At 72.2% G+C, this 18999-nt stretch carries 14 protein-coding genes; 3 read left to right on the top strand and 11 right to left on the bottom strand.

From position 1 onward, the window contains the following. Window positions 1-11: 11 nt before the first annotated feature. On the top strand, window positions 12-836 hold the full coding sequence (locus ACFYOP_RS14605) for a transglutaminase-like domain-containing protein (protein ID WP_356892419.1): 825 nt from the start codon (window positions 12-14) through the stop codon (window positions 834-836). Between the two features lie 30 nt (window positions 837-866). Here ACFYOP_RS14605 and ACFYOP_RS14600 read toward each other — a convergent pair whose 3' ends face one another. Further along, complete coding sequence (locus ACFYOP_RS14600) at window positions 867-2021, bottom strand: isoafricanol synthase (RefSeq protein ID WP_356892421.1); 1155 nt, start codon at window positions 2019-2021, stop codon at window positions 867-869. A gap of 295 nt (window positions 2022-2316) precedes the next feature. On the opposite strand from ACFYOP_RS14600, the gene ACFYOP_RS14595 reads away from it, so the two are divergent. Beyond that, the gene (locus tag ACFYOP_RS14595) at window positions 2317-5226 is read left to right on the top strand and encodes an AAA family ATPase (protein ID WP_356892423.1); all 2910 of its coding nucleotides are present in this window, start codon (window positions 2317-2319) and stop codon (window positions 5224-5226) included. A 396-nt stretch (window positions 5227-5622) separates the two neighbouring features. Here the strand turns inward: ACFYOP_RS14595 and ACFYOP_RS14590 are convergent, their stop codons facing one another. The 4 genes from ACFYOP_RS14590 to ACFYOP_RS14575 all read right to left on the bottom strand — a co-directional run bounded on the left by ACFYOP_RS14590 (window position 5623) and on the right by ACFYOP_RS14575 (window position 9571). Continuing rightward, on the bottom strand, window positions 5623-7710 hold the full coding sequence (locus ACFYOP_RS14590; protein WP_356892425.1) for a hypothetical protein: 2088 nt from the start codon (window positions 7708-7710) through the stop codon (window positions 5623-5625). A 234-nt stretch (window positions 7711-7944) separates the two neighbouring features. Further along, window positions 7945-8376, bottom strand: a complete 432-nt coding sequence (locus ACFYOP_RS14585) for a DUF6113 family protein (RefSeq protein ID WP_356892578.1) — start codon at window positions 8374-8376, stop codon at window positions 7945-7947. 74 nt (window positions 8377-8450) lie between these two features. Then, window positions 8451-9338: an N-acetyl-1-D-myo-inositol-2-amino-2-deoxy-alpha-D-glucopyranoside deacetylase gene (gene mshB, locus ACFYOP_RS14580; RefSeq protein WP_356892427.1), complete on the bottom strand. Its 888-nt coding sequence runs from the start codon at window positions 9336-9338 to the stop codon at window positions 8451-8453. Window positions 9339-9376: 38 nt separating this feature from the next. Beyond that, window positions 9377-9571: a hypothetical protein gene (locus ACFYOP_RS14575; RefSeq protein ID WP_356892429.1), complete on the bottom strand. Its 195-nt coding sequence runs from the start codon at window positions 9569-9571 to the stop codon at window positions 9377-9379. A gap of 168 nt (window positions 9572-9739) precedes the next feature. Between ACFYOP_RS14575 and ACFYOP_RS14570 the strand changes: the two genes are divergently transcribed. Further along, the gene (locus ACFYOP_RS14570) at window positions 9740-11899 is read left to right on the top strand and encodes a prolyl oligopeptidase family serine peptidase (protein WP_356892431.1); all 2160 of its coding nucleotides are present in this window, start codon (window positions 9740-9742) and stop codon (window positions 11897-11899) included. Between the two features lie 26 nt (window positions 11900-11925). Here the strand turns inward: ACFYOP_RS14570 and ACFYOP_RS14565 are convergent, their stop codons facing one another. The 6 genes from ACFYOP_RS14565 to ACFYOP_RS14540 form a co-directional block, all read right to left on the bottom strand. Further along, on the bottom strand, window positions 11926-12996 hold the full coding sequence (locus ACFYOP_RS14565) for a hypothetical protein (protein WP_356892433.1): 1071 nt from the start codon (window positions 12994-12996) through the stop codon (window positions 11926-11928). 220 nt (window positions 12997-13216) lie between these two features. After that, window positions 13217-14281, bottom strand: a complete 1065-nt coding sequence (locus ACFYOP_RS14560) for a dipeptide ABC transporter ATP-binding protein (RefSeq protein ID WP_356892435.1) — start codon at window positions 14279-14281, stop codon at window positions 13217-13219. Then, window positions 14274-15302, bottom strand: coding sequence for an ABC transporter ATP-binding protein (locus tag ACFYOP_RS14555; RefSeq protein ID WP_356892437.1), 1029 nt, complete (start codon window positions 15300-15302; stop codon window positions 14274-14276). Before ACFYOP_RS14555 ends, ACFYOP_RS14560 begins: the two co-directional genes overlap by 8 nt. 19 nt (window positions 15303-15321) lie before the next feature. Beyond that, window positions 15322-16347, bottom strand: coding sequence for an ABC transporter permease (locus ACFYOP_RS14550; RefSeq protein ID WP_356892439.1), 1026 nt, complete (start codon window positions 16345-16347; stop codon window positions 15322-15324). Beyond that, window positions 16340-17263 carry an ABC transporter permease gene (locus ACFYOP_RS14545; protein ID WP_356892441.1) on the bottom strand — a complete coding sequence of 308 codons (924 nt, stop codon included), beginning with the start codon at window positions 17261-17263 and terminating at the stop codon, window positions 16340-16342. The genes ACFYOP_RS14550 and ACFYOP_RS14545 overlap by 8 nt, the downstream gene beginning before the upstream one ends. Window positions 17264-17336: 73 nt before the next feature. Then, window positions 17337-18962: an ABC transporter substrate-binding protein gene (locus tag ACFYOP_RS14540; RefSeq protein WP_356892443.1), complete on the bottom strand. Its 1626-nt coding sequence runs from the start codon at window positions 18960-18962 to the stop codon at window positions 17337-17339. Between the last annotated feature and the right edge of the window lie 37 nt (window positions 18963-18999).

Below are 18999 nucleotides of genomic sequence, written 5' to 3'. Positions count from 1 at the left end.
ACGAGTCAGTCATGGATGAGAACGACCGGCGGTCCCGCTTCGCCGAGGAGGCCCGCTCCGAGCGCCCCGACCTGGCCCTGCTCTGCCTGCTCATCGGCGCGGAGGCGGACCCGTCACTGGACGAGAAGGACATGGACGCGGCCCAGATCGAGCTGGACCGCCTGGCCGGGATGCTCCCGTACGGGCTGCGCGGCCCGCACGCCTGGGCGGCGGCCCTCGCCGAGCTGCTCGGCGGCCGCGAGGGATTCCACGGGGCCCCCGGCGACTACCAGCACCTGGAGTCCTCGCTCCTCCACCAGGTCCTGCGCCGCCGCCGCGGGCTGCCGATCCTGCTCTCCGTCGTCTGGACGGAGGTCGCCCGCCGCGCGGGCGGGCACGTGTACGGGGTGGCCCTGCCGGGCCACTTCGTCGTCGGCTTCGGCGACCCGGAGCAACAGGTGCTGGCCGACCCCTTCGCGGCCGGCCGCGTCCTGTCCGGCGCCGACGCCGAACTCCTCGTCACGGGCGCGACGGGCGCCTCCCTGTCCCCGTCGATGCTGACGCCCGCCGATCCGCTCGCCGTGGTGTCGCGCATCCTCAACAACGTCCGCGCCTGGGCGGCGCTGCGCCCCGAGCACTCCGCGGTCGCCCTCTGGGCCCTCGACCTCCTGCTCCTCCTCCCCTCGCACCCGGCGCGCCTGCGCTTCGAGCGGGCCCAGCTGCTCGTGCAGCGCGGCGACTTCCTGACGGGCGCCGCGGAGATGGAGGCGTACGCGGAGGTCGTGGACGCGGTCGAGCCGACGGCGGCGGAAACGATCAGGGGGCACGCCCGCTCGGCCCGGGCCCGCCTGAACTGAGCGGTCCGCCGCGCGCTCGGACGCGGGCCGTCAGGCCTTCGTCCGCAGGCGCTCGCCGTCCCCCTCCGGCACCGCGGCGAGATGCGCCCAGGGCCGTTGCCGCCCGCCGCTCACCGCGGCGACGCCCCGTTCGTCGTAGCGCGAGGTGGCCAGCGACCAGGCGAGGTTGCCCGCCATCAGATGCCCCATCCCCTCCACGTAGTGGTCGACGGGCCCCCGCAGCCCGGCCGGCACGCCCAGGTCGTCCAGCAGCCCGGGCAGGGCGGCGGCGAGTTCGCCGAAGCGGGCCGCACGGGAATTGGCGAGCTCCGCGATGTGCTCGACGGCCTCGTCCAGGGAGCAGCCCCGCTGCTCGCTCAGGACGACGACGCTGTTGTTCACGTCGCCCGCCGCGAGTTCCTTGACCAGGGAGACGATGTCGTTGACAAAGATCACCACATCGCCGGTGATCTCACGCATCTCGCGCAGCGGGAAGGAGCCGTGGAGTTCGTCCGGCAGTGTGTAGCCCCCGCACCGCTCGGTGAAGTCGAGGCACGGCTGCACGCCTATGGAGTCGCGCCTGAGGGCGAGGAACCGCTCCAGCGTGGGGAGGCGGTCCGCGTTCCGATTGGCCGCCTCGCCCTGGTAGGCGGCCATGTACGCCTGCCAGTGCGCGCGGAAGCGGCGCTGCCAGCTCCGCGGCCTTCCCGCGGTGGAGCGGTGCCAGATGTCCCGGAACCCCACGACGAGCGGCGGGCCGGACACCTCGTCGGACACTCCGGCCTCTTCGCGCGCCTCGCGCGCGGTGGGCACCTCGGGCGTACCGGGCGTACCGCTGACCGTCATGGTCCGCCCGAGGGTGTTCACCAGGCGCTCGATGGCCTCGGGCCGCGTCCCCAGCCCGCCGTCGAACTGATCGTCGAAGATGAAGAACCAGGCGTTGAAGTCGGCCGCGAGCTCGAGGTCGCTGCCCGTGGCGTCGGGGTAGAAATAGGCCATCAGCCGCTCGAGACGCAGCGCGTCGTACTCCTCGACGGCGGCGTCCCCGGCCAGCAGGTCTGTCTTCTGCAGCCACTGGAGCGTGTGCCGCCGGGCGCGCTCCGCGTGCGGGCTGAGGCGGGCGGAGTACGGAATCCTGACGGCCGCCGCGCGCCGCGTCGGGTCCGAAAGCGCCTTCGTGTGGCCGGAGTTCGTCGTGTCCGTCATACCTGCCCCCTCGGTGTCGCGGCGCGTCGCACCGGACAGTGGCACAGGTCCGACGCCCTCCGCAGGGATATGAGGCTAGGTCTCTTTTCGCCGTGAGCGAAGACCGCCTGCGGGCGCAACGTGGCGCGAAACAGCGGCAGTTCGCCTGTACGCGCCTCTCGTGACGCTCCCCTACCAGAAGGCCGCGTCTGCCTGGCCGAAAACTCCCCAAGGGGTTACGGTCCGTCGCCCTGGGCATACGCTTCGCGGTATTCAGGCATCACGACTCACGACGCCTCATGTCGAAGGATCAGATGTGGCCCACATCGGAGACCGGCCGGAACGACAGCGCCGGCCGCTGCTGGAACGCGACACCGAGCTCGCCGCGGTGGACGCGCTGTTGACCGATCTCTCGGCAGCACCCGCGGGATCGGCCGCGCCCGGCGCCGGCGGGCTGCTCGCCTTCGCCGCACCGGCGGGCATGGGCAAGACCACCCTGCTCACCGAAGTCCGCCGCAGGGCGGTCGCCCGCGGCTGCACGGTGCTCTACGCCAGGGGCGGCGAGCAGGAGCAGGGCGTGGCGTTCCACGTCGTACGCCAGCTCGTCCAGCCGTTCCTGGCGACGGCCACCGAGGAGGAACACCACCAGCTGCTGGGCAGTTGGTACGACATCGTCGCCCCCGCCATGGGCCTGGTCGCCGGCGACGGCAACGGCGTCCCCGACCCGCAGGGCGTACGGGACGGCCTGGACTGGTTCGCCACCCGTATCGCCGTGCAGCACGCGCCGCTGGTGGTCATGCTCGACGACGCCCACTGGGCCGACGCCGAGTCGCTGACCTGGCTGACGGGCTTCGCGCCGAGGGTCAACGAACTGCCGATGCTGCTCGTCGTGGCCTACCGCCCGGACGAACTGCCACTGGACGCCGCCGCGTTCGCGGGCCTCGCCGAACGCCAGGGCTCCCACCCCTTCGATCTCGTGCCTCTCACGCCCGCCGCGGTGGGCCGCATCGTCCGGGACACCCTGGGGGAGGACGCGGACGAGGGGTTCTGCCGCGAGACATGGGCGGTCACCGGCGGCAACCCCTTCGAGACCGTCGAACTGACCGCCAAGGTCGCCGACCGCAGGCTCAAGCCTCAGGTGGCGTACATCGCCGAACTGCGTGAGCTCGCCTCCGCGGTGAAGGGCAGCGGACTCGTGGACCGGCTGGAGCGGCTCGGCACGTCCGTCGTCCGGTTCGCCTGGAGCGCCGCCGTGCTCGGCTCCGAGGCGTCCCGGAGCCTGGCCGCGAGCGTCGGCGGCCTGGGCGAGGCGGAATCGGCCCTGGCCGTGAGCCGGCTGCGGGAGGCCCGTATCCTCGCCCTCCCGCCGGCCGACGACCCCGACGGCGACCGGCTGGAGTTCTTCCACCCGCTGGTCGCCACCGCCGTCTACCGGGCCATACCGGCGGCGTTCCGTGTCGCCCTGCACGGCCAGGCCGCGGCCATCGTCTCCGGCGCCGGCCTGGGCGTCACCACGACGGCCCGGCACCTGCTGGAGATGCACCCCGAGAGCGACCCCTGGGCCGTACGGGAGCTGCGCAAGGCCGCCCGCGAGTATCTGCGGGCGGGCGCACCCGACGCCGCCCGGCGCTGCCTCGCCCGGGCGCTCCGCGAACCTCCGGCCCTGGACGAACGGGCCGACGTCCTCTTCGAGCTGGGCTGCTCGGCCCTGCTGACCGAACCGGCGACCACGGTCAACCACCTGCGGGCCGCCCTGGACGAGCCCGTCCTCGACCCCGCGCTGCGCGAGTCGATCGTCTACCGGCTGGCGCAGGCCCTCGGCCACTCGGACCGGATGGCCGAGGCCGCGGAGACCGTCGCGGAGGCGGCCCGGGACGCCACCGACGCCAGGACGCGGCTGCGTATGCAGGCCGAGCAGTTCATGTGGAACGCCTTCCGGGCGGACGAACAGGACTCGCCGGCCCGCTCGCGGAGGCTGACCCGGCTCGCCGAGCACATCAAGGGCCGCGGCATAACCGAGCGGTACATCCTGGGGCTGCGCGCCTGGGACGCCATGGTCCGCGGCGAGCCCGCCGCCACGGCGCTGCACTACGCGGAGGAGGCACTGGGCGACGGCCTCGCCTGGACCGACGAGGAGTGGGGGTTCGAGGTCCCGGTCGTCGTCGCCCTCACCTTCATGTACTGCGACCAGCCCGGGCGGGCGGAGGAGCTCTTCGCCAAGGGCATCGCCGAGTGCGAGAGCAAAGGCTGGCGCGGCGCCCATCTGTCGTTCGGTTTCACGCTCCTCGGCTACATCCGCCATCGCCGCGGCCGTCTCGACGAGGCGGAGACCCTGGTCCGCGCCGGACTGGGGATCGCGGACCGGGTCGGGCACCAGGTGCCCGCGCAGTACTTCGCCATCGGCATTCTCATCGAGATCCTGCTGGCCCGCGGCCGCGTCCAGGACGCCCGGGCGCTGGCCGCGAAGTACGGCTACGGCAACGTGGCGCCCAGCGCCGTCGTGTACCCCGACTCCCAGACCGTCCACAGCGAGCTGCTGCTCGCCCTCGGCAAGCGCCGTGAGGCCGAGCAGCAGCTCATACAGGTCGGCCGCCGGCTCGAACCGCGCGGCATGCGCAACCCCGCGTGGTGCCCGTGGCGGCTGCACCTCGCCCAGGCCACGGACGACCCGGAACGGGCCCGCCAGCTGGCCATGGAGGGCCTCGACCTCGCGCGCCGGTTCGGCACCCAGTCGGCCATCGGCCAGGCGCTGCACGCCATGGCCGCGGTCACCGAGGGCGCGGAACGCCTCCGCCTCCTGACCGAGGCCGTCGAACACCTGGAGCGCTCCCCCGCCGGCTACGACCTGGCCGCGGCCCTGGTCGACCACGGCGTCGCCCTGCGCGGCGCCGGCCTCCGGCAACAGGCCGGCGAGCAGCTCCACCGCGGTCTGGAGGGCGCCACCCAGTGCGGTGCGGACGCCCTCGCGGCCCGCGCCCGGGAGGAACTGGACGCCACGGGCCTGTGGCCGCTCCGCCTCAGCACCGCGGCCAAGGAGTCCCTCACCACCCAGGAACGCAAGGTCGCCGAATGGGCCGCCCATGGCTGGTCGCACGCCCGCATAGCGGAAGAACTCGGTGCCCAGGCCCCGATCGTCACCCGCCTCCTCTCCGACATCTACCGCAAGGTCGGCTCCGACCACGCGGGCCTGTCCCGGCTCATCGGCGGCCGGCCCGCGCCGGACTGAGGGGACGCGTGCGCCCGGGCGCGCGGCTGCCGGACGACGTCCAGACCTGAGGGAGAGCGCGACGCGGTGGCGAGGGAAGGGATTTATCCGGATGTGCCGGAGTCAGTCGCCGGGGAAGGGCTCAGCGTGTTGTCGGAGCCGGGTCGGCGATTGACGGAACAGCCGGCGACCTGTGACGGGCTCACTCGGTGAAGCCGACGCGCTTGAGGAGGCGTTCGCTTTCGTCGTGGCGCACTCGCGGAGGGGTAAGGGCCGCTGCCGGGGCGGCGGAAGGGTGCGCGGCGTCGGTCTCGCGGCGCTCCCCGCTGTAGCCGGACTGGCGCCGAGACCCGCTTCCACAGTGCGGCGGAGCCCCCCGCCCGGTACGGGCAGGGGGCTCCGTCGGAGGGAAACGGCTCAGCTCGGGTTCAGGTCGATGACCGCCGTGCGTTCCGCCGGGGTCCTGCCGCGCAGGGCCGGGCCCATCGCCTGGGCCACGTCGTCGGCGGAGACCTCGTGGAGCTTGCCGTCACCCTTGGTGATCATGATGCCGTCGAAGACGCCCTCGAGCAGGGTGTCGATGGCCTTCTTGTCGTAGACCTCGACCAGCCTGCCGTCGATCGCCTTCATCGACAGGATCTTCGGCAGCGACCTCGAGGGGCCGAACTGGATCGACTTCTCGCCCGCCTTGATCGTGATCAGGCCGGACATCGCGGGCTCAGCGAACTCCTTCATCGCCCGGTCGAGCTCGGCCTGGGTGATGGTCGGCGCGCTGGTGGTCATCGGCAGTTCGACCAGGTTCGGCCGGCCGGTCTGCACCTGGGTGCGGTACGCGTCCTTGACCGAGATCATCGAGCGGCCGATGTCCAGCGTCTTGCCCGGCTTGCCCGGCACGGCGACGGCCTTGTCCGGTTCGAATCTGATCGTGCCGTCGGTGGACGACCCGGCGGTGCCCGCCAGGTCGGCGAGGGCGACGCTCAGCTTCTCCTCGTCGACGACGATCACCGGGGGCGCGACGCGCTCGCCGCCGAAGAGGGAACCGATGACGGAGACCGGGTTGTAGTCGCTGCCGGCGGCCCCGCGGACGGTGGCCTGGCTGTCCAGGGACAGACCGGCCTTGTCCGGCGGAAGTTCCGCCTTCCTCCCGCCGATGGACAGCTGCAGCGGGGCCTTGGCCTGCTCGCCGAACGCGGCCTCCAGCTTGTTGACCGCCTCGCCCTTCGTGCCGCCGCCGATGTCGACGCCGAGCACCGTGGTGCTCTTGGGCACGTCGGAGTGGTTGAGCAGCAGCCCTGCCCCGTACGCGATGCCGAGCAGGCCGACCACGCCCGCTCCGGCCAGGACCAGCTTGGAGCGGCCCTTCTTGGCCGGGGGCGGCGTCGGCGCCGGCCGGGGGGCGGGACGGTCCGCGGCGCCGGGCGCCTCGGCTCCGCCGCCGGGGCCGGCCGGGAACTCCGGTACGGAGAAGTCCCCGTCCTCCGCCCGCGGACCGGGCCGCTGGGTCAGGATCGGGTTGGGGCCGGTGCCGGGACCGGTGTCCGGTCCGCCGAGCGGCGGGAACGGCGAGCGCTGCGCACCCGGGACCACCGGCATGCCGCCGGTCAGCGTGTCGCCGGAGACATGCCCGCGGCCGTCGCCGCCTCCGGGCACGGGTCGCTGCGGAGTGAGTACGGCGGTGTCGTCGGACATCCGGGGCACGGGCGCGCCGATGCCGGGCGCCGGGGTGCCGGTACGCGGGCCGAGCGGCATGTCCCCGGTGGCCGGCCCGGACGTCGGTCCCGTGGGACCGCCGTTGCGGTCCGGTGCGCCGGGCGGCGGCGTGGTACGCCCGGGCGGCGGCGCGAAGCCGTTTCCGTTGGCGTTGCCGGGTCCGGGACCGGAGGGTCCGGGCCCGCCGGGTCCGGCACCGGAGGGCGCTGCGGGGGAACCGGCCTGCTCCGCGAGGGCCGCCAGCCCCGAACGCGGACCACCGGCTCCGGGACCGCCGGGACCACCAGGCGCTCCCGCAGGCGCGCCCGCACCCGCAGCCGGCCCCGCGGACGCCGCCGGCTTGCGCGGCGCGAACCAGTCGCTGGTGGGAGGCTTCTCCTCGGCCGCCGGCGCCGACGGGGCGCCCGCCGACGCTCCGGGCCGCGGCGTACTGCCCGTACGCTCGCTCTCCCGCTCGGAAGCGCCCCTTGCGGACCCCGCGGCCCCGGACGGCCCGCCGGGCGCCTTGGACGCGCCGGTGTCCGGCTTCGCGTCCATGTCGCTCATCGGCGTACGCATCACGACCGGCGGGATCGGACGCGAACCCGGGATGTTGATCCGGATGCGCGTCGTCAGCGTCGTCTCGGTCTTCTTCTCTTCCGGCTGCTCGGGCGCCGCGTCCCCGGCCTCGTCGGGGGCGTCCTGCGGGTGCAGCGACGGATACTGGCGCGATCCGTACGGCGGTGTCCCGGAGGGGTACGCGGCTCCACCGCGCCCCTGGGGGCCGGAGGACGAACTGTCAGTTTCACGACTCAAAGCAGGTTCTCCCGGTTGGCTTCGCCGCCCGTTTCTTACTGGATAGCTACTGCTGCGGGCGGCTCGGCGGCGCGCACCACCATACTGGCCGCCGCCGAAGGACACCCCGGGACTGCGAGAAGCGGCCTTCCGCCGACCGTACGGGCATGGTCAGTTCAGCGGCTTCCCACCCCGTGGGGCGACCCACCCTAGGGGGCGGGCCGCACCGGCTGCTTGCTGGGGTCCTGTCCGTGCTCATCGTCCAAGTCGGCCCGGCCCGCCACCGGGTTGCGGCAACCGCGGCATGGTGGCACACATCACAGCCGTCGCCATGCCGCCGAGTATGAAGACGAGGGGCCCGATCCCGGCGCCGAACATGGCGTCACCTTCCGGGCGTCCGACGCTGAGCACGACGATCGCGGCGAGCCAGCCGAACGCCGAGGCGATCACTCCGGCCTGGCTGCCCGTCGCCCGTACGGAGCCGAGGAACAGAGCCGCGGCGGCCAGCAGCGCCAGCAGCAACCCGCCGGGAAACCAGGCCGCCTGGACGAGCGAGCCCGCCGCGCCGACGGCCGCGCCGAGGATCAGCAGCACGCAGTACGCGAGGAACCGGCCGGGCCGGGGAAGCCGCGGGGACCGGGTGAGCCAGGAACCGGGCTCGTCCCGGCCGCCCCCGCTCCTCGCCACGCTCGCGCCCGCGCCGCGAGCCCTGCTCCTGCCCGCGTCACGGCTGCCACCGCCGCTGCCGCCGCCACCGCCGCTCACGGCGCAACCCCCGCGAAAAGGTCGTACTCCCGTTCGCCGGGCGCCGCGCCGGACTCTCCGGCCACCAACTGGTAGTACTCCGTGGTGAAGAGGGGCTGCCCCAGATCGTTGGAGAGCGCGAAGAACGGGCCGTCCACCGCGATCTGAGTGGCGTGCGCGCGCATCGCGGCCGCCTTCCGCTCCGCGTACGCGGTGCCGTCGATCTCGGCGGTGATGTCCGAATCGTCCACCACGCCGGGGACGTCACCGATCTCGGCGATGCCCGGGAAGTCCGTACCGGCGGCGCGCAGCCGCGCGAAGCCCTCTTCCGCCGCCGACCGAGCGACCCGGTTCCAGTAGATCTTCGCGATCCGGTGCGGCGTCCCGAGGTCCGTCCGGAAGCCGGCGTCGGCGGCGAGTTCGGCGGCGCGCATGGCCACACGGTGGGCCTGGATGTGGTCGGGGTGCCCGTACCCGCCGTCGGGGTCGTAGGTCACGAGCACCTGCGGACGGACCGAGCGGACGATCTCCACGAGGTACGCGGCCGCCTCGTCGACGTCCGCGCTCCAGAACGCCCCGTCGCGGTGGTTCTGCTCGAGGCCCATCATCCCGGAGTCGCGGTAGCGGCCCTGCCCGCCGAGAAAGCGGTGGTCGGCGACGCCCAGCTCCTTCATCGCGGCGGCCAGTTCCCCGACGCGGTACGGCCCCAGCCGGTCCTCCCGGTCCGGTGCGAGATGGGCGAGATCGTCCGGAATGACCTCGCCCTCCTCGCCGAGTGTGCACGTCACCAACGTGACATGGGCGCCGGCGGCCGCGTACATGGCCATCGTGGCGCCGTTGTTGATCGACTCGTCGTCCGGGTGCGCGTGCACCAGGAGCAGACGGCGGGCGGGGAGATCCTTCATACGGACACCCTAGAACGGGCGCCGACGCGCCGCCCGTGTCAGAACTTGAAGCTCCCGATCATCCCTGCCACATTCGTCGTCAGCTCCGAGATGGTCGGCGCGATCGAGGAGCTGGCGAGGTAGAACCCGAGCAACACGCAGACCGCCGCATGTCCGCCCTTCAGACCGGATTTCCGGATCAGCAGGAAGACGACGATCGCCAGCAGCACCACCGCCGAAATCGAGAGTGCCACGGCGGTTCACCTCCACAGATATTCGGTCGGGACGGGCCAGTCGCATGTGCCAGGACATGTGCAGGAGGTTCATACCCACCTTGCGCTACGGATCATAACTATCCGTGCCCAGGCATCGATCGGTGCACGGCAGCACACGGGGGCGCACACCGCTTAAGGTTCGGACCCATGACGTCGACGCAGCCGCTCTCCTTTCCGCGTCAGTCCGCGCGGACCCAGCGCTTCAGCCTGGGCGCCCCCCGCGCCTTCACGGTGTCTCCGGACGGGTCGCGCCTGGTGTTCCTGCGCTCGGCCTCCGGAACGGACCGGACGGGACTGCTGTGGGTGCTCGACCTGGACGGCCACGGTCCGCCGCAGGAGCGTCTCGCCGCCGATCCGCGGGAGTTGCTGGGCGGCTCGGCGGAGGAGCTGTCCGCGAAGGAGCGCGCCCGGCGCGAGCGCAGCAGGGAGGCCTCCGCCGGGATCGTCGGCTACGCGGTGGACCAGGCGGCCGAGTTGGCGGCCTTCACCCTGTCCGGGCGGCTGTTCACCGCTGAGCTGCGGGCCGGTACGGCGCGCGAACTCCCCGTGCCGGGGCCGGTGCTGGACCCCCGGCCGTCCCCCGACGGCCGTCTCGTCGCCTATACGGCCGGCGGCGCGCTGCGGGTGACGGGCGCGGAGGGCGAGGGCGACCGGGCGCTGGCCGAGCCGGAGGACGAGCACATCGCCTACGGCCTCGCGGAGTTCATCGCCGCCGAGGAGATGGGCCGCTCGCGCGGCTTCTGGTGGGCGCCGGACTCGGACAGGCTGCTCGTCGCCCGCACCGACGAACGCGAGGTACGGCGCTGGTGGATCCCCGACCCGGCGCATCCGGAGCGGGAGCCGGCGGAGGTCGCCTATCCGGCGGCCGGGACGCCCAACGCCGACGTACGGCTGTTCTTCGTCAGCCTCGACGGGGAGCGCACGGAGGTGAGCTGGGACCGGGACCGCTATCCGTACCTGGCACGCGTGCACTGGTCGGCGGCCGGCGCTCCGCTGCTGCTCGTGCAGTCGCGGGACCAGCGCACCCAGCTGCATCTGGCGGCCGACCCGGAGTCGGGCCGGACCCGGACCGTGCATGTGGACGAGGACGCCGCCTGGCTGGAACTCTTCCCCGGGGTGCCCGCCTGGGCCCCCGAGTCGTCGCACGCACGCGGTTTCGGCGCCGGCCGGCTGGTGCGGATCGCGGACGAGGGCGGGGCCCGGGTGCTCGCCGTCGGCGACCGGGTGCTGACCGGACCGCAGCTGCAGCTGCGCGCGGTGCTGGACATCGGCGAGAACGACGTGCTGGTCTCGGCGGCGGCGGGCGAGGAGGCCGCGCGGCCGGAGACCGGCGAGATCCACGTGTACCGGGTGAACGAGCTGGGCGTCGAACGCGTCTCCGAAGGCCCCGGCGTCCACGCGGCGGTCCGCGCGGGCGGGGTGACCGTCCTCGCGTCGTCCCGTACGGACACGAGCGGCGCCACGGTCCAGGTGCTCAGGGACGGCAAGCAGATCGCGGTCGTCGCCTCGTACGCCGAGCAGCCGGTGCTGCGCGCCCGGCCGGTGCTCACCGAGGCCGGCGAGCGGCGGATTCCGTGCGCGGTGCTGCTGCCGTCGGACCACCGGGACTCGGACGGCCCGCTGCCGGTGCTGATGGATCCGTACGGGGGTCCGCACGGTCAGCGCGTGCTGGCCGCGCAGCATCCGTATCTGACCTCGCAGTGGTTCGCCGACCAGGGTTTCGCCGTCGTCGTCGCGGACGGCCGCGGCACCCCCGGCCGCTCCCCCGGCTGGGAGAAGGCGATCGCGGGGGACTTCGGCGCGACGCTGGACGACCAGGTCGAGGCGCTGCACGCGTTGGCCGGGTCCTTCCCGCTCGACCTGTCGCGGGTGGCCGTCCGCGGCTGGTCGTACGGCGGCTATCTGGCGGCGATGGCGGTGCTGCGCCGCCCCGACGTCTTCCACGCGGCGGTGGCGGGCGCCCCGGTGACCGACTGGCGGCTCTACGACACCCACTACACCGAGCGCTATCTGGGCGACCCCGGCGAGCAGTCCGCCGCGTACGCGGCGAACTCACTGGTCACCGACGCCGGTCTGACGGCCGCGGCGGACCCGGCACGTCCGCTGATGATCGTCCACGGGCTGGCGGACGACAACGTGGTGGTGGCCCACGCGCTGCGGCTGTCCTCCGCGCTGCTGGCGGCGGGCCGCCCGCACGAGGTGCTGCCGCTGACCGGGGTGACCCATATGACGCCGCAGGAGCAGATCGCGGAGAATCTGCTGCTGCTCCAGGTCGACTTCCTCAAGCGGTCCCTCGGGCTCGGCTGAGGGCACGTCACGGGTCGCCACGGCTGTCACCAGTTGGGCGGGCGTGACGACGGCGGGGGCGGGCCGGACGGCGGCGGGTACCCGTAGCCAGGAGCGGGCGGCGGGTACCCGTACCCTCCGGTGGCCGCCGGGTACCCGTACCCCGGCGGTGGCCGGTTCGGGCCGCCGGACCACGGGCCGTCCGCCAGGTCGCTCTCGCCGCGCCGCGTCAGCAGGACGATCAGCACGGCCCCCGCGACCAGTTCGAAGAACGCGGTCACGACGATCAGCTGGTACTCCAGCGGCAGCTCCCCGAAGTCCTCCAGGACCCGCAGTCGCAGCACGAAGTCGAGGCCCACCGCGCCGGACGCCAGGATGCCCGCCGCGAGCACGGCGCCCAGCGGGCGGGCGAAGACGGCCCTGGTGAGCAGGCCGACGCCCGCCGTCAGACAGAGGAGCACGACGGTGGCCGCCAGCCAGCCCGGCGGCGGTGCCAGCAGCCCGTGCGCGAACTGCCCGCCGCCCGCCACGGTGTCGAGATAGACCTCGGGCCCGATCTGGTAGCCGAGGTGGATCTGCCACGCCGTGGTGACGGCCGCGGCCAGGAGCAGCAGCGGGCCGGCCAGCCAGGCCACCGGGGCGGTCGGCCGCAGCGGCGCCGGGCCCGGGGCGGCCGCTTCCGGGGGGCGCCGGCCCGCCACCGCCGTGATGGCGAGCCCCACGGCCAGGCCGAGCACGGCGATGGTGGTCAGCAGGGCACGTGTCCGGACCGGGTCGGAGGGCTCCGAATACGCCGAAGAGGCGGTCAGGACCCACAGGCTCGGCAGCCGGACGGCGAACGTGAACACGGCCGTCGCCAGCAGCGCGGAGGCCGCGACCGAGGAGCGCAGTACGGCGACCACTGTGCCCGCGTACACCGCCAGCAGCGCTCCGTCGAGAGGCGCGGTGGCCTGCACGGGCCGTCCGAAGCCCAGCCGGGGGCCGGACGCCCAGCGGCGCCAGAAGCCGGCGAGCCCGTCGGCCGCCGAGATGTCCCAAACGATCCACGCCCCGGTGATCAGCGCGAGCACGCCGCACAGCACCGCTCCGGTGATCCTTGCCCCCCGCGTAAGAGTCACGCGGACGATCCTGCCGGGGGCGGCACTGCGCCAACAAGACGATGATCGGACAGTTCCGGACAACCGGTGCGCGGCGGCACGTGACGACCGGCCGGATCCGCATGAGCGGTCCCGGCCGGTCTACGGCACCCGCACGGCCGTACGCTCCTCAGCGTGGCGCGTCCGTATATCGGACCCGCGTCGTCCGAGTTGCCTGTGTGTTAACAGATATGACGGTGCCTCACAGGCTCTTGGCGGTGCCGCCGTCACCGTCCTCCGGCGCGCTCGGCACCACGTGCAGCTCCTCCGCGAAGTGGCAGGCCGACGGATGCTGCACGGGCCCCTCGGCCGTCCGCAGATGCGACGGCACCGCCAGCAGCGGCACCTCCACCGCGCACCGCTCCTGCGCCTTCCAGCAGCGGGTGCGGAAGCGGCAGCCGGACGGGATGTTCGTCGGCGAGGGCACGTCACCGGTGAGGATGATGCGGTCCCGCCGCTCGCGCGCCTCCGGGTCGGGCACCGGCACGGCGGAGAGCAGGGCCTGCGTGTACGGGTGGGTGGGGTGGTCGTAGATCTCCGCGTCCCTGCCGAGCTCCACGATCCGGCCGAGGTACATCACGCCGATCCGGTCCGAGATGTGCCGGACGATCGACAGGTCGTGCGCGATGAACACATAGCTGAGCGAGAACTCGTCCTGCAGCTTGTCCAGCAGGTTGATGACCTGCGCCTGCACCGACACGTCCAGCGCGGACACCGGCTCGTCGGCCACGATGACCTCGGGCCGGAGGGCGAGCCCCCGGGCGATCCCGATGCGCTGCCGCTGGCCGCCGGAGAACTGGTGCGGATACCGGTGGATGTACTCGGGGTTGAGCCCGACGACGTCCAGCAGCTCCTGCACCTTCTGCCGGCGCGACCCCTTGGGGGCGACCTCCGGATGGATCTCGTACGGCTCGCCGATGATGTCGCCGACCGTCATCCGCGGGTTGAGCGAGGTGTACGGGTCCTGGAACACCATCTGGATGTTGCGCCGCACGGCCTTGAGCGCACGGCCGGACAGCCTGGTGATGTCCTCGCCCTTGTACCGGATCGTGCCCGACGTCGGCCGCTCCAGATGGACCAGCATCCTGGCGAGCGTGGACTTGCCGCAGCCCGACTCCCCCACGATGCCGAGGGTCTCGCCCGCGAACAGGTCCACGTCCACGCCGTCGACCGCCTTGACGGCGCCCACCTGCTTCTTGAAGAGGATGCCCCTGGTGAGCGGGTAGTGCTTGTACAGGTCGCGGACCTCGAGGATCGCCTCAGCCATGGAGCGTCGCCTCCCAGAAGTGGCAGGCGCTCCCGCGCCGCTCGTCCACCTCGTACAGCGGTGGGACATCGGTCCGGCACACGTCCTGGGCCATCGGACAGCGCGGGTGGAAGGGGCAGCCCGACGGGATGTGCATCAGATTCGGCGGCAGGCCCTTGATCGCGTACAGCTCCCGCCCCTTCTGGTCCAGTCGTGGGATCGATTCGAGCAGGCCCTTGGTGTACGGGTGGGCGGGCGCCCGGTAGATGTCGTGGACGGGGGCGGTCTCGACGATCCGGCCCGCGTACATCACGGCGATCTTGTCGGCCACGTCGGCGACGACGCCGAGATCGTGGGTGATCAGGATCAGCCCCATGTCCAGCTCGCGCTGGAGCTCGGCCAGCAGGTCCATCACCTGCGCCTGCACGGTGACGTCGAGCGCGGTGGTCGGCTCGTCGGCGATGATCAGGTCCGGCTCCAGCGAGAGGGCCATCGCGATCATGATGCGCTGGCGCATACCGCCGGAGAACTGGTGCGGGTACTGGCCGACGCGCTCCTTGGCGGCGGGGATGCGGACCCGGTCCATCAGCTCGACCGCCCTGGCCTTCGCGTCCTTGCGCGACAGCCCCCGGTGGACGGTGAACATCTCGCCGAGCTGGTCGCCGACGCTCAGGACCGGGTTGAGGGAGGAGAGGGCGTCCTGGAAGATCATGGCCATCCCGGCGCCTCTGATCTTCCGCCGCTCCTCCTCCCGCATCGTCAGCAGGTCCTGTCCCTTGAAGAGGATCTGCCCGCCGGTGATCCGTCCGGGCGGCATGTCCAGGATGCCCATGACGGCCTGCGCGGTGACGGACTTGCCGGACCCGGACTCGCCCAGCACGGCGAGCGTCTCGCCCGCGTCCACGGTGTAGTCGACCCCGTTGACGGCCTTGGCGACCCCGTCACGGGTGCGGAACTCCACGTGCAGACCGCGCACGTCGAGCAGGCTGCCGGACGCGTCCGGTTCCGCGGACATCACGGCCTCGTGGGACGTGGCGGACATGGCGGCTCCTCAGCTTCGGTCAGCGCAGCTTGGGGTCGAGGGCGTCGCGCACCGCGTCGCCGAGCATGATGAAGGCGAGCACCGTGACGGCCAGCGCACCGGCGGGCCACAGCAGCATGTGCGGCGCGTTGCGGACGTACGGGGAGGCCGACGAGATGTCGATGCCCCAGGAGACGGTCGGCGGCTTGAGACCGACGCCCAGGAAGGAGAGCGTCGCCTCCAGCGAGATGTAGGTGCCGAGCGCGATGGTCGCCACCACGATCACCGGGGCGACGGCGTTGGGCGCGATGTGCCGCAGCAGCATCCGCGAGCTGGAGGCGCCGAGCGCCCGGGCGGCCTGCACGTAGTCGTTCTGCTTGGCGGTGATGACGGCGCCGCGGGCGATACGGGAGATCTGCGGCCAGCCCAGCAGCACCATGAAGCCGACGACCGGCCAGACCGTGGTGCTGGTGATGACGGAGAGCAGGACCAGGCCGCCGAGGATCACCGGGATGCCGAAGAACACGTCGGTGAGCCGGGACAGGACGGCGTCCCAGACGCCGCCGAAGAAGCCGGCGAGCCCGCCGAGCACCGACCCGAGCAGCGCCACCCCGAGGGTGGCGCACACGCCGACGGTCACGGAGGCGCGCGCGCCGTAGACGGTACGGGTGTAGACGTCGCAGCCCTGGCCGTTGAAGCCGAACGGATGACCCGGCTGGGAGCCCTCCTGCGCCTTGGCGAGATCGCAGCTGAGCGGGTTGCCTGAGGCGATCGCAGAGGGCCACAGCGAGATGAAGACCAGGAAGAGGATGACCAGGGCGGAGACGATGAAGACCGGGTTGCGCCGCAGGTCGCGCCAGGCGTCCGACCAGAGGCTGCGCGGCTTGCCCGTGGGACCGGTGCCCTCGGGGCCGCCCGGTGCCCGCCCGCCGGAGGCGGCTGATGGGTCACGTTCGAGCGTTTCGCCCTCGCTCATCGCGAGGTTGGTGGCCCCGCCCGCTCCGGTGGCGGCGACGGCCGAGTGCGCGGGGTCGTCGAAGTGCGGATTCTGCTGCGGCTCAGGCATAGCGGATCCTCGGGTCCAGAACGGCGTACAGCAGGTCCACCAGCAGGTTCGCCACCAGGAAGACGATGACGAGGACGCTGACGAAGCCGACGACGGTCTGCGTGTTCTGCCGCAGGATGCCCTGGTACAGCTGATAGCCGACGCCGTGGATGTTGAAGATCCGCTCGGTGACGATCGCGCCGCCCATCAGGGCGCCGACGTCGGTCCCGATGAAGGTGACCACCGGGATCAGGGAGTTGCGCAGCAGATGCTTGCGGATCACCCGGCTCCGCGGCAGGCCCTTGGCCCTGGCGGTGCGGACGTAGTCGGCGCGGCTGTTCTCGGCGATGGAGGTGCGGGTCAGCCGGGTCACATAGGCGAGCGAGACGGAGGCGAGCACCAGGCCGGGGACGATCAGTTCGTCGATCCTGGCGTCGGTGGAGACGGACGGGTCGATGATGTCCCACTTGTAGCCGAGGAGCAGTTGGAGCAGCAGGCCGGTGACGAACGTCGGCACCGAGATGACGACGAGCGTGAACAGGAGCACCCCGCTGTCGACGGGGCGGCCGCGGCGCAGGCCGGTGACGACGCCGAGGACGATCCCGATGACGATCTCGAAGACGACGGCGACCAGGGTGAGCCGGATGGTGACCGGGAAGGCCTCGCCCATCAGCTCGGTGACCTTCTGTCCGTTGAAGGCGGTACCGAAGTCCCCGGTGAAGACGTTGCCCATGTAGGTCGCGTACTGCTGCCAGAGGGGCTTGTCGAGACCGAACTCCCTGCGCAGCTGGGCGGCTGTCGCCGGGTCGCACCGCCGCTCCCCGCACAATCCCGCGATGGGGTCGCCCATCACGTTGACCATGAGGAAGATCAGCAGCGTGGCGCCGAAGAAGACCGGGATCATCTGCAGCAGACGCCGGATCACATAACGTCCCATGAAGGGCTCCGGGGGTCGTGGAAAGGGTCTCGGCCCGGGCGCCGACGGCGCGCCGGACCGGGGCCTTCCGCCGTCAGTTGACCTTGATCTCGTCGTAGACAGGGACGCTGAACGGGTTGAGCGCGACGTTCGAGATGCGCTCCGAGTAGCCCGCGCTGCCGTTCTGGTACCAGAGCGGGATGGCGGCCATCTCGTCCCGCAGGACCTTCTCCGCCTCCTTGAAGGTCTCGACGGCCTGCGCGGGGTCGGTCTGGGCGTTGGCCTCGTCGACCAGGTCGTCGAACTTCTGGTTGCTCCACTTGCCGTCGTTGGACGAGGCGTTGGTGTAGTAGAGCGGCTGGAGGAAGTTCTGGATCAGCGGGTAGTCCATCTGCCAGCCGGCCCGGAAGGGACCGGACATCTTGGACTGGGTGATCTGGTTGCGGAAGTCGGCGAAGGTGCCGATGGGGTTGCCGACGCAGGCCCGGTCGTCGCCGAGGGCGTTCTTGATGGAGTTGCAGACGGCGTCGACCCAGTCCTTGTGGGAACCGGTGTCCGAGTTGTACGAGATGGAGATCCGGCCGCCCGGCAGCCCGCCGGCCTCGGCGATCAGCTTCTTCGCCTCCGCGGGGTCGTACTCGCAGGCCGCGCCGCAGAGCGACGGGTCGTAGCCGCCGTCCTCGCCGAGCACCGGTGAGGTCCAGTCCTTCGCCGGTGTGCGGGTCTGCTGGAAGATGGTGTCGGTGATCTGCTTGCGGTTGATCGCCATGGAGAGCCCGGTGCGGAGCTTCGCGCCGTCGGGGGTGTTCCAGTCGTCGTCGTAGAACGGGAAGGCGAGGGTCTGGATGATGCCGGCCGGGCTGTTGATGTACCGGTCCCCGAGGTCGGCCTTCACGTTCTTGAGCTGGGAGGCGGGCACGTCGTCGACGAGGTCGAGGTTGCCGGCGATCAGGTCGGTGTAGGCGGTGTTGTTGTCGGTGTAGACCTTGAGGTCGATGCCGCCGTTCTGCGCCTTGTCGGGCCCGGTGTAGCCGTCCCAGCGGCGCAGGGACATCTGGGAGCCCCTGGCGTACGAGTCGACGGTGTACGGGCCGTTGCCGACGGGCTTGGCGAGCCAGGCGTCGTGGTCGTCGAAGAAGGCACGGGGCAGCGGGGCGAAGGCGGCGTAGCCGAGGGTGTCGGGCCAGGTGGAGAACTTCTGCGAGAGCCGCACGGTGAAGGTCAGCGGGCCGGTGACCTTCAGGCCCTTCATGTTCTGGGCCCGGGGCTCCCCGGATTCGGGGTGGACGTCGGCGTACCCGTCGATCTGGCCGAAGAAGAACGCGTTCCGCTGGTTGTTCTTCAGGTTCGCGCCGTAGTTCCAGGCGTCCACGAAGGACCGCGCGGTGACCTTCTCTCCGTTGGAGAAGGTCCAGCCGTCCTTGAGGGTGATCGTGAAGTTGGTGGCGTCGGTCGTCTCGATCTTCTCGGCGACCATGTTCTCGGCCTCGCCGGTCTTCGGGTCGTACCGCTTGAGGCCGCGGAAGACCATGTCGAGCACCTTGCCGCCCTGCACCTCGTTGGTGTTGGCCGGCTCCAGCGGATTCTGCGGGTCGCCCCATGAGGAGCTCACGATGCCGTCGGCCCCGCCGCCGCTGTCGCTCCCGCCGCCGCAGGCCGCCGCCGCGAGGACGACGGCGACCGCGCATGCGGCCCACTTCACGTGGGTGGCTCCGCGCATGGAGTGCCTCCTAGATCCCAAGTCGACTTGGGGCCCA

The sequence above is a fragment of the Streptomyces sp. NPDC006294 genome, assembly GCF_042870895.1.
In the GTDB taxonomy this organism is placed as follows: domain Bacteria; phylum Actinomycetota; class Actinomycetes; order Streptomycetales; family Streptomycetaceae; genus Streptomyces.
Note: the sequence above shows the minus strand (reverse complement) of the source record. Positions and strands in the feature narration are given on the sequence as shown.